Here is a 10,667-nt window from a genome sequence, read left to right as displayed (position 1 = left end):
CGGCGGCATTGCACCGCCGGGCGTCAGGGTCTATGACTCGTCAATCGTCTGACCATCCGGCCAGGCATGGACGACTGCTTTGATTAACGTCGCCAGCGGAATAGCAAAGAATACGCCCCAGAATCCCCACAGCCCGCCAAAAATCACCACCGACAGAATAATCACCAGTGGATGCAGGTTTACGGCTTCGGAGAACAGCACTGGGACCAACAGATTGCCATCCAGCGCCTGAATGATCAGGTACACGGCAAAGCAGCTCCAGAACTCGGTCCCGAGACCAAACTGGAACAGCGCCACGCCCACCACCGGGATGGTCACCACAAAGGCACCGATATACGGGATCAGGACTGAAAAACCGACCAGTACAGCCAGCAGCAAGGAGTAGTTGAGGCCAAACAGCAGGAAGCCCAGCCAGGTGGCGACGCCTACCACCACCATTTCCAGCACTTTGCCGCGAATATAGTTGGTGATTTGCTGGTTCATCTCTTTCCAGACCTGCCCGGCCAGTCCACGATTACGCGGAAGTACCCGACGTACGGCATTCAGCATCTGGCTTTTGTCTTTCACCAGGAAGAACACCATTAGCGGAACGAGAACCAGATACACCGCCAGCGTCAGCAATCCGACCAGCGAAGCCAGCGAATATTTCACCACGGAATCACCCATATTGAGCATTCGCGCGCGCATATTCTCTGCCATCGCATCAATGATGCCGGCATCCATCAGCGCCGGATACCGTCGCGGCAAGGTAGCGGCAAAATCAGACAGCTTGTTAAGCATGCCGGGCATATCGCGAATCAGGTAGATCCCCTGCTGCCACGCGACCGGCATTACCACAAACGCCATCAGCAGCAGAATACCGACGAACACCACCAGTACAATGGATGTCGCCCAACGCCTTGAACAGCCGATATTTTCCAGCCGCACGGTGGGCCATTCCAGCAGATAAGCCAGCACAATGGCAACCAGCAGCGGCGCTAACAGCCCACTAAAGAAGAAAAGGATGCCAAAACCGGCAACCAGAATAATCAGCAAGGCAATAGCCTCAGGGTCGCTAAAGCGGCGGCGATACCATTGCATCAACATTTCGAGCATAAAACCCTTCCATGAACCTCAATAGCGGGATTGCGATCCCGAATTGTATCGAAATGTCACAAAAAAGACTTCGCTTTTTATAGCGGTTTACGCAAAGTGAAAAGACATTTTTCCTGGGTGTTCATCGTCGAATTTCGCAGTTACACTCCCAAAGCTGTCTGAGGGTGAACGATACTTCACAGCATGGGTCAAATGGCTATCTTAAAAAAAGAATACAGGACAGAGGTTATGTTCAGGCAGTTGAAAAAAAACCTGGTTGCTACCCTCATTGCTGCACTGGCCATCGGTCAGGTCGCGCCCGCATTTGCTGACACTGCGGACACCCTACCGGATATGGGAACCTCAGCAGGGAGCACGCTTTCCATCGGGCAGGAAATGCAGATGGGTGACTATTACGTACGCCAGCTGCGCGGCAGTGCGCCGTTAATTAACGACCCTTTGCTGACCCAATACATTAATTCTCTGGGGATGCGTCTGGTCTCACACGCGGACTCCGTCAAAACCCCCTTCCATTTCTTTTTGATTAATAACGATGAAATAAACGCCTTTGCCTTCTTTGGCGGCAACGTTGTGCTGCACTCTGCGCTTTTCCGCTATTCCGATAACGAAAGCCAGCTGGCATCGGTGATGGCGCACGAAATTTCTCACGTCACGCAGCGCCACCTGGCGCGCGCCATGGAAGACCAAAAGCGCTCTGCCCCGCTGACCTGGGTGGGGGCTCTGGGTTCTATTCTGTTGGCGATGGCCAGTCCGCAGGCGGGGATGGCAGCACTGACCGGTACGCTGGCCGGCACCCGTCAGGGGATGATCAGCTTTACGCAGCAAAATGAACAGGAAGCGGACCGTATCGGTATTCAGGTCCTGCAACGCTCAGGATTTGATCCGCAGGCCATGCCGACGTTTCTGGAAAAACTGCTCGACCAGGCGCGCTATTCCACGCGCCCGCCTGAAATTCTGCTGACACACCCCCTGCCAGAAAGCCGTCTGGCGGATGCGCGTAACCGTGCTAACCAGATGCGACCGACGGTGGTGCAATCCTCGGAAGATTTTTACCTGGCAAAAGCGCGAACCCTCGGCATGTATAACTCGGGTCGCAACCAGTTGAGCAGCGACCTGCTGGATAACTGGGCAAAAGGCAACGTCCGTGAGCAACGGGCGGCGCAATATGGCCGCGCGTTACAAGCAATGGAAGACAGTAAATACGACGAGGCGCGTAAAGCGCTACAGCCGCTGCTGTCTGCCGATCCGAACAATGCCTGGTATCTCGACCTGGCGACCGATATCGATCTCGGTCAGAAGAAAACCGGCGATGCAATTAATCGCCTGAAAAATGCCCGCGACCTGCGCGTTAATCCGGTATTGCAGCTTAACCTGGCGAATGCCTATTTACAGGCCGGTCAGGCCAAAGAGGCCGCTACCATCCTGAATCGTTATACGTTTAATCATAAGGATGACGGCAATGGCTGGGATCTGTTAGCACAAACGGAAGCAACGCTGAATAACCGCGATCAGGAACTGGCGGCACGCGCAGAAGGCTATGCGCTGGCGGGACGTCTTGACCAGGCCATTTCTATGCTCAGCAGCGCAAGTTCACAGGTGAAGCTGGGAAGCCAGCAGCAGGCAAGATACGATGCCCGTATTGACCAGCTACGCCAGCTGCAAGAGCGCTTTAAACCGTACACGAAGATGTAACTATTGAATACTTACCGGATGGTGACGCTGTTGCGTCTTATCCGCCATCCGGCAGTTTTGCTATGCAAGGAGAAGTCATGTCAGACGCGATTAAAATCTACCATAACCCACGTTGCTCAAAGAGCCGTGAGACACTGGAATTACTGAAGTCCAACGGCGTGGAGCCGGAAGTAGTACTGTATCTCGACACTCCCGCAGACGCAGCAACTTTGCGTAATCTGCTGCAGATGCTGGGCATGTCCAGCGCGCGTGAGCTGATGCGCCAGAAAGAAGATCTCTATAAATCGCTCAACCTGGCGGACGAGACTCTGAGTGAAGAGGCGCTGATTCAGGCGATGGTGGAAAACCCGAAACTGATGGAACGTCCGATTGTGGTGGCCAACGGTCAAGCGCGAATTGGGCGTCCGCCGGAGCAGGTGCTGGATATCGTCGGCTAATGTGATGCACCGCAGTCTTTTCGGCTGCGGTGCTTACAGCTTCAGAATCTCTTTGACGAACGGAATGGTCAGCTTGCGCTGAGCGGTGATCGACGCATGATCCAGCTCATCCAGGGTCATAAACAACGTGCGCATTTCGCGATCCAGACGCTTTAGCAGGAAGCGGCCCACGTCCTCCGGCAGTTCGAATCCGCGCAATCTGGCGCGTAATTGCAATGCCTGAAGCTTATCTTCATCCGAGAGCGGCTGAAGTTTGTAGATTTGCCCCCAATCCAGACGAGAAGCCAGATCCGGCAGTCCGAGATTAAGCTGTCTTGGTGGACGATCGCCAGTGATCAGCAGGCGCGTTTTCCCTGATTCCAGAATGCGGTTGTAGAGATCGAAGATCGCCATTTCCCACAGGGAATCCCCGGCCACGCATTCAATGTTATCAATGCACACCAGCGAGAGATGTTCCATGCCATCAAGCACTTCCGGTACGAACCACGTACGTTTATCCAGCGGGACATAGCCGACGGCATCCCCGCGCTGAGAAAGCTCGGCACAGGCTGCGTGCAGCAAATGACTACGGCCCGCGCCTTCACGCGACCAGAGATAGATATACCCGCTATGTTCCTGACGCAGCACGTTTTGCAGCGCGGCCAGTAAAGAGGAGTTATCCCCCGGCCAGAAACTTGCGAAGGTTTCATCGTCAGGAAGATAAAGTGGCAAAGAGAGTTGTGCCGGTGTGTTCAGAGATACCTCAACCCAGGATTTCATAAAATCGCGTTGAGTTTACCACAGAAATACGTCGCGATAGAACCGGGCAGCGATGCCGCCCGGTCAGAGACTTAGTGTTGCGGTCTGTCAGCATCTTCAGCGTCAAGGACAACTTCTTCCGGACGCAGCAAGCTAATCACTTTGAAGATCAGGCTCAGGGCAACGCCGACAATGGTCGCCAGCGCCATGCCTTTCAGCTCAGCCGCACCAATGTGAACCTTCGCACCGCTCACGCCGATGATCAGAATCACCGAGGTCAGGATCAGGTTTTGTGCTTTGTTGTAATCAACTTTTGATTCGATCAACACGCGGATACCGGACGCACCAATCACCCCGTACAACAGCAGTGAGACACCGCCCATAACCGGCAGCGGGATTATCTGAATCGCGGCGGCCAGTTTGCCCACACATGAAAGCAGAATAGCAAAAATTGCCGCCCCGCCAATGACCCAGGTACTGTACACGCGGGTAATAGCCATGACGCCGATGTTCTCACCATAAGTGGTGTTAGGCGTGGAACCAAAGAAGCCGGAGATCACCGTCGAGAGGCCGTTGGCGAACATCGAGCGGTGCAAGCCGGGATCGCGAATTAAATCTTTCTTCACGATATTGGCGGTCACCACCAGGTGTCCTACGTGTTCGGCAATCACCACCAGCGCCGCAGGCAGGATGGTCAGAATAGCCACCCATTCAAAACGCGGCGTGTAGAAGGTCGGCAGAGCAAACCAGTGGGCTTCGGCAATGGGTGTGGTATCCACAACGCCCATCACGAACGAGAGCGCATAACCCGCCAGCACACCAATCAGAATCGGGATAATCGCCATAAAGCCGCGGAACAGTACCGAACCAAATACCGTTACGCCCAGCGTCACCATCGAAATGATAATGGTTTTAGAATCCGGCATTTGTCCTTCAGCTGGCAGCAAGCCTGCCATCCCCGCAGCAACACCAGCCAGCTCAAGGCCGATGACGGCAACGATTGCGCCCATAGCCGCAGGCGGGAACATCACATCCAGCCAACCGGTACCTGCTTTCTTCACGATGAAAGAAACCAGACAGAACAGCACGCCACACATGATAAAACCGCCGAGCGCCACTTCATACCCTAACGGCAGTAGCAGCAATACCGGAGAGATAAAGGCAAAGCTGGACCCCAGATAAGCTGGGATTTTCCCCTTACAGATAAAGAGATACAGCAGCGTACCAATGCCGTTAAACAGCAGGACGGTGGCTGGGTTGATATGAAACAGGACTGGCACCAGTACCGTGGCTCCAAACATGGCGAACAGGTGCTGCAAACTAAGCGGGATTGTCTGTAAAAGCGGCGGTCTTTCACTCACCCCGATAGCACGGCGCGTCATAGTGTTTTCCTCTGAGTATTGTGTTTGAGTAGCGATGGGTTGTTTTATTCAAAAAAAAGCCGACTCTTAAAGTCGGCTTCTTTTTATTTATTCATTTACTTGGTACCAAAAATCTTATCGCCGGCATCGCCGAGTCCCGGAATAATGTATCCGTGCTCGTTCAACCCCTGGTCGATAGATGCGGTATACAGCTCAACATCCGGGTGCGCTTTTTCCAGCGCAGCGATACCTTCTGGCGCAGCAACCAGCACCAGCACTTTAATGCTGCTGCAGCCCGCGTTTTTCAGCAGGTCGATGGTAGCAATAACGGAACCACCGGTGGCCAGCATCGGGTCAACGATCAGCGCCATGCGCTCGTCAATGTTAGACACCAGTTTCTGGAAGTACGGTACCGGCTCCAGCGTCTCTTCGTTACGGTACATGCCCACCACGCTGATACGCGCGCTCGGGACGTTTTCCAGTACGCCTTCCATCATACCCAGGCCCGCACGCAGGATTGGCACAACGGTGATTTTTTTACCTTTGATTTGGTCGACTTCAACCGGGCCGTTCCAGCCTTCAATGGTCACCTTTTCGGTTTCCAGACCAGCGGTTGCTTCATAAGTCAGCAGGCTGCCAACTTCCGAGGCGAGTTCACGAAAGCGTTTAGTGCTGATGTCGTTTTCACGCATCAATCCCAGCTTGTGTTTGACGAGTGGGTGTTTGACTTCCACGATCTTCATACTCTTCTCCTTTCCTCAGACGAGTGGCAACCACAAAAAAAATCGCCGGATTATACCGCTTTTCCTCTCTGGCGCAACACTGCATACGCTTGATATGGATCAACCAAAGTCATTTACGTCTGAAAAATGAGTATAAGACACGCCCCGCACGCTGGGCGGGGCCGAGCATCAATCCATTGAATTCTATAAAAATTCAGCATTGGTCTGAATGACGTGCTGGTACCATGAAAAAGATTTCTTAGGCGAGCGTGCTAATGTCCCACTACCGTCATTATTTTTATCGACGTAGATAAAACCATAGCGTTTTTTCATTTCGCCCGTCCCGGCGGACACTAAATCAATACACCCCCACGGCGTATAGCCCATTAAATCGACGCCATCTTCCACCACGGCTTTTTTCATCTCACTGATGTGGGCCGCCAGGTAGTCAATGCGGTATTGATCGTTCACCGTCCCATCGCTTTCCAGCACATCGATGGCACCAAATCCGTTTTCTACGATAAACAGCGGGAGTTGATAATGATCCCAGAACCAGTTTAGCGAGTAGCGCAGGCCGACCGGATCAATCTGCCAGCCCCAGTCCGATTTTTGCACATAGGGGTTGGAGACCAGGCTTTTCGTTTCGTCATAATCCAGTTGCGGATTCTCCGCTGAAGCCTGCGTAGCAAAGGACATGTAATAACTGAAACCAATATAGTCAACACAGCCCTGAGTCAGCGCCTGACGGTCCTCCTCGGTAATATCCAGCTCAAATCCCCGACGTTCAAAGTAGTTGAGAATATGCTGCGGATATTTGCCACGCACATGGACATCGGTAAACCAGTACCGGCGATGCATGGCGTTCATCGCCATCATTATATCGTCAGGCGCACAGGTCAGCGGGTAAATCGGGCACATGGCAATCATGCAGCCAATTTGCAGCGTGGGATTAATCTCACGCGCCGCTTTTACCGCCAGTGCACTCGCCACCAGTTCGTAGTGTGCAGCCTGATACATTACCGGCTCACGGTCTTCGCCTGGCTGGTACTTCAAGCCGGAGTTGGTAAACGGTGCAAAATCTTCGTGGAAATTAGCCTGGTTATTGATCTCATTGAACGTCATCCAGTACTTCACTTTATGCTGGAAGCGGGTGAAGACCACCTCGGCAAAACGGACAAAGAAATCAATCAACTTACGATTACGCCAGCCGCCATATTCCTTCACCAGATGGTACGGCATCTCAAAATGCGACAGCGTAACCACCGGTTCAATACCGTATTTCAGGCATTCATCGAACAGATCGTCATAGAATTGCAGGCCAGCTTCATTTGGCTGCGTTTCATCACCCTGTGGGAAAATACGGGTCCAGGCAATTGACGTGCGAAAGCAGGTAAACCCCATTTCGGCAAACAGCTTAATGTCATCCTGGTAGCGATGGTAAAAATCAATAGCCTCATGGTTGGGGTAATTTTTCCCTGGTAGCACGCCATCGGTAATTTCGCGAGCGACACCATTTGCCCCCGCCGTCATCACATCAGCAACGCTAATCCCCTTTCCCCCTTCCTGCCAGCCGCCTTCCAGTTGGTGAGCAGCAACCGCGCCACCCCACATGAAATTTGCTTTAAATCCAGACATGTTAGCTCCTATACCGTTCTGTTTTGCTGATTGAAATGGTAAACGGCACCGTACAACCCGGCGTCGTTGCCGTGGCTGACGATATCGATATATTCCGCAATACCGAACCAGGCCAAATGATGACGCAACAGCGACAGGAATCCAGGGCGTTCAACAATGCCGCCACCGATGAATATCACCTGCGGATCGAACACATTAACGAGGTTATAAAGACCCGTGCCGAGGTCGTTAAAAAACTCAGTGACTAAACGCTGGCAGACAGGGTCACCGTCGTCGTAGCGATCAAAAACATCTTCGCCCGAGACGTCTTCCAGTGCGCTCCCGATATGTTCCGCATAGCGATGACGTAAAACGCGCAGGGTGCAATTTTCATTCATCGAATAGCGTCTGACATCACGTGTTCCGGGTCGGGCGGTTTGCATATAACCAAATTCACCAGCACGAAAACGCGCGCCATGCACCAGTTGGTTGTTGCAGAAAATCGCCCCGCCGATCCCGGTCCCGATGGTCAGAACAAGGAAATTTTCGATACCGGCTACTTTCCCCTGCCAACGCTCAGCAAGCGCGACACAGTTCGCATCATTTTCAACCGTCACCGGCAACCCGGTACGCTCTTCCAGCCATGCTTTGAGTGCAAAATGGTCAAACTGGCGAATCGCTCCGCCCATTTCGATATAGCCGGTAGTCGGATTGACATAACCCGGTGCGCTAATGGCGATGCCCTCGCAGTCAGGATGGGCTGAAGCCCAGTCCAGCATGCCCTGCAAAATTTTGTCTCCATCGCAGTCAGGCACTGACAGCTTGCCCTTTTCCCGCAATTCGCCCTGTTCACTAATCACGCCCATTTTTAATGCCGTACCACCAATATCGAATGCTGCGATATTCATTAATGATCCTTCCTTTTGACGTGTGGTCACCGTTAATTTCATCACTGCTGATAAAAACAGAAACCGGTTTCAGTAAGATACTGTGCATTACGTCATCCGGTTTCAAGCACCAGGCTGAACCCGGTTTCATTTTCGTGGCTCAGGTCAAATAAAGACGTATGTGAATGTAAATCGCTGAAAAAAACGGCAGAAAAAAGCCGATGCAGAGCAGACTCGCAAACGTTTGCTTTCCCTGTTAGAATTGCGCCGAATTTAACTTTTACTGCAAGTAAACACGTGGGGAACCAGGCAGTGACCGATAAAACCTCTCTTAGCTACAAAGATGCCGGTGTTGATATTGACGCAGGGAATGCTCTGGTCGATCGAATCAAAGGCGTAGTAAAGAAAACCCGTCGCCCGGAAGTAATGGGTGGTTTGGGTGGCTTCGGTGCGCTGTGCGCATTGCCGCAAAAATATCGTGAACCGGTACTGGTTTCCGGCACTGACGGCGTAGGTACAAAACTGCGTCTGGCGATGGATCTGAAGCGCCACGACACCATCGGTATTGACCTGGTGGCGATGTGCGTCAACGACCTCGTGGTACAGGGCGCTGAACCGCTGTTTTTCCTCGACTACTATGCCACGGGTAAGCTGGACGTCGATACCGCTGCCAGCGTGATCGCCGGTATTGCCGAAGGTTGCCTGCAGTCCGGCTGTGCGCTGGTCGGGGGTGAAACCGCTGAAATGCCGGGGATGTATCACGGTGAAGATTACGATGTGGCCGGTTTCTGCGTAGGCGTGGTTGAGAAATCAGAAATCATCGACGGCTCAAAAGTGGCTGATGGCGATGTGCTGATTGCGCTTGGCTCCAGCGGCCCGCATTCCAATGGTTATTCCCTGGTGCGTAAAATTGTCGAAGTCAGCGGCTGTGACCCGGAAACAACCGAACTGGAAGGCAAATCACTGGCCGATCATCTGCTGGCGCCTACCCGCATTTATGTGAAATCCATTCTGGAGCTGATTGAGAAGGTTGACGTGCACGCAATTGCCCACCTGACCGGCGGCGGTTTCTGGGAAAATATCCCACGCGTCTTGCCTGACAACACCCAGGCCGTAATCGATGAATCCTCCTGGCAATGGCCAGCCGTCTTTAACTGGCTGCAAACAGCGGGTAACGTCAGTCAGCACGAGATGTATCGCACCTTCAACTGCGGCGTAGGCATGGTTATCGCTCTGCCAGAAGCTGAAGTGGACAATGCTCTTGCGCTGCTGAACGAAAAAGGTGAAAACGCGTGGAGAATCGGTATCATCAAAGCGTCCGATTCCGAACAGCGTGTGGTCATTGAATGAAAAACATAGTGGTGCTCATTTCCGGTAACGGAAGCAATTTGCAGGCGATCATTGACGCCTGCAAACAGAAAAAAATCAAGGGCACCCTACGTGCAGTATTCAGTAATAAGGCCGACGCGTTCGGCCTTGAACGTGCACGCGAAGCAGGCATTCCGGCTCATTCGCTGGAGGCAAGCCAGTTTGCCAGCCGTGAAGCCTTTGATCGCCAGCTAATACAAGAGATCGATGCCTATGCGCCGGACGTCGTGGTACTGGCCGGGTATATGCGTATCCTCAGCCCGGCGTTTGTCGCCCACTATGCCGAACGCTTGCTGAATATCCACCCTTCTCTGTTGCCCAAATATCCCGGCCTGCATACACATCGTCAGGTGCTGGAAAACGGTGATGAAGAACACGGAACCTCCGTTCATTTTGTCACTGACGAACTGGACGGTGGGCCGGTTATTCTGCAGGCGAAAGTGCCGGTGTTTGACGGCGACAGCGAAGATGACGTGACGGCACGCGTTCAGGCCCAGGAACATGCCATCTATCCGCTGGTGGTCGGTTGGTTTGTCGATGGTCGTCTGCAAATGCGCGATAACGCAGCCTGGCTGGACGGCATTCGCCTTCCACCACAAGGCTACGCAGCCGACGAAGCATAAAATAGCCTCCCAGCCTCGTAGGTCGGATAAGGCATTCACACCACCATCCGGCACTCATGTGGGCTTTTATGCCGGATGGTGACGCTAAAGCGTCTTATCCGGCCTACATCCTGCAATTCCCCTCATTTTT

The 10,667-nt window shown here is 53.0% G+C and carries 10 protein-coding genes; 4 read left to right on the top strand and 6 right to left on the bottom strand.

Going from position 1 to position 10,667, the window contains the following annotated elements; genetic code table 11:
• Positions 1 to 30: 30 nt before the first annotated feature.
• Positions 31 to 1,095 (bottom strand): AI-2E family transporter, encoded by a 1,065-nt coding sequence (locus tag FDX01_RS10755; protein WP_096756194.1) that lies wholly within the window; start codon positions 1,093 to 1,095, stop codon positions 31 to 33.
• Positions 1,096 to 1,323: 228 nt separating this feature from the next.
• Here FDX01_RS10755 and bepA point away from each other — a divergent pair, with 228 nt between their 5' ends.
• Both bepA and arsC read left to right on the top strand, forming a co-directional pair.
• Positions 1,324 to 2,787, top strand: coding sequence for a beta-barrel assembly-enhancing protease (bepA, locus tag FDX01_RS10750; RefSeq protein WP_115257799.1), 1,464 nt, complete (start codon positions 1,324 to 1,326; stop codon positions 2,785 to 2,787).
• Positions 2,788 to 2,864: 77 nt separating this feature from the next.
• Positions 2,865 to 3,224 carry an arsenate reductase (glutaredoxin) gene (gene arsC / locus FDX01_RS10745; RefSeq protein ID WP_096756192.1) on the top strand — a complete coding sequence of 120 codons (360 nt, stop codon included), beginning with the start codon at positions 2,865 to 2,867 and terminating at the stop codon, positions 3,222 to 3,224.
• Between the two features lie 33 nt (positions 3,225 to 3,257).
• Here the strand turns inward: arsC and FDX01_RS10740 are convergent, their stop codons facing one another.
• From FDX01_RS10740 to bglK, 5 genes are all read right to left on the bottom strand, one after another.
• Entirely contained in the window at positions 3,258 to 3,959 is a 702-nt protein-coding gene (locus FDX01_RS10740) for a DnaA inactivator Hda (protein WP_212726261.1), read from the bottom strand.
• Between the two features lie 95 nt (positions 3,960 to 4,054).
• Positions 4,055 to 5,344 (bottom strand): uracil permease, encoded by a 1,290-nt coding sequence (gene uraA, locus FDX01_RS10735; RefSeq protein ID WP_096756190.1) that lies wholly within the window; start codon positions 5,342 to 5,344, stop codon positions 4,055 to 4,057.
• Positions 5,345 to 5,439: 95 nt separating this feature from the next.
• Positions 5,440 to 6,066, bottom strand: a complete 627-nt coding sequence (gene upp, locus FDX01_RS10730; protein ID WP_096756189.1) for a uracil phosphoribosyltransferase — start codon at positions 6,064 to 6,066, stop codon at positions 5,440 to 5,442.
• A 183-nt stretch (positions 6,067 to 6,249) separates the two neighbouring features.
• Positions 6,250 to 7,680, bottom strand: a complete 1,431-nt coding sequence (locus FDX01_RS10725) for a 6-phospho-beta-glucosidase (RefSeq protein WP_137399760.1) — start codon at positions 7,678 to 7,680, stop codon at positions 6,250 to 6,252.
• Positions 7,681 to 7,688: 8 nt separating this feature from the next.
• Positions 7,689 to 8,567, bottom strand: a complete 879-nt coding sequence (bglK, locus tag FDX01_RS10720) for a beta-glucoside kinase BglK (protein WP_137399759.1) — start codon at positions 8,565 to 8,567, stop codon at positions 7,689 to 7,691.
• A gap of 291 nt (positions 8,568 to 8,858) precedes the next feature.
• Between bglK and purM the strand changes: the two genes are divergently transcribed.
• Positions 8,859 to 9,896 (top strand): phosphoribosylformylglycinamidine cyclo-ligase, encoded by a 1,038-nt coding sequence (gene purM, locus FDX01_RS10715; protein WP_096759359.1) that lies wholly within the window; start codon positions 8,859 to 8,861, stop codon positions 9,894 to 9,896.
• The gene (gene purN, locus FDX01_RS10710) at positions 9,893 to 10,537 is read left to right on the top strand and encodes a phosphoribosylglycinamide formyltransferase (protein ID WP_096756186.1); all 645 of its coding nucleotides are present in this window, start codon (positions 9,893 to 9,895) and stop codon (positions 10,535 to 10,537) included. Before purM ends, purN begins: the two co-directional genes overlap by 4 nt.
• Positions 10,538 to 10,667 lie beyond the last annotated feature (130 nt).

This window comes from Citrobacter sp. wls613 (assembly GCF_005281195.1).
In the GTDB taxonomy this organism is placed as follows: Bacteria; Pseudomonadota; Gammaproteobacteria; order Enterobacterales; family Enterobacteriaceae; genus Citrobacter; species Citrobacter gillenii.
This window is presented reverse-complemented; position numbering and strand designations above follow the sequence as displayed.

Excerpts from the sequence above, each read along its gene's own strand:
- purN (WP_096756186.1), top strand. The coding sequence starts at position 9,893 with ATGAAAAACATAGTGGTGCTCATTTCCGGTAACGGAAGCAATTTGCAG.
- bepA (WP_115257799.1), top strand. The coding sequence starts at position 1,324 with ATGTTCAGGCAGTTGAAAAAAAACCTGGTTGCTACCCTCATTGCTGCA.
- FDX01_RS10725 (WP_137399760.1), bottom strand. The coding sequence starts at position 7,680 with ATGTCTGGATTTAAAGCAAATTTCATGTGGGGTGGCGCGGTTGCTGCT.
- FDX01_RS10755 (WP_096756194.1), bottom strand. The coding sequence starts at position 1,095 with ATGCTCGAAATGTTGATGCAATGGTATCGCCGCCGCTTTAGCGACCCT.
- upp (WP_096756189.1), bottom strand. The coding sequence starts at position 6,066 with ATGAAGATCGTGGAAGTCAAACACCCACTCGTCAAACACAAGCTGGGA.
- arsC (WP_096756192.1), top strand. The coding sequence starts at position 2,865 with ATGTCAGACGCGATTAAAATCTACCATAACCCACGTTGCTCAAAGAGC.
- bglK (WP_137399759.1), bottom strand. The coding sequence starts at position 8,567 with ATGAATATCGCAGCATTCGATATTGGTGGTACGGCATTAAAAATGGGC.
- uraA (WP_096756190.1), bottom strand. The coding sequence starts at position 5,344 with ATGACGCGCCGTGCTATCGGGGTGAGTGAAAGACCGCCGCTTTTACAG.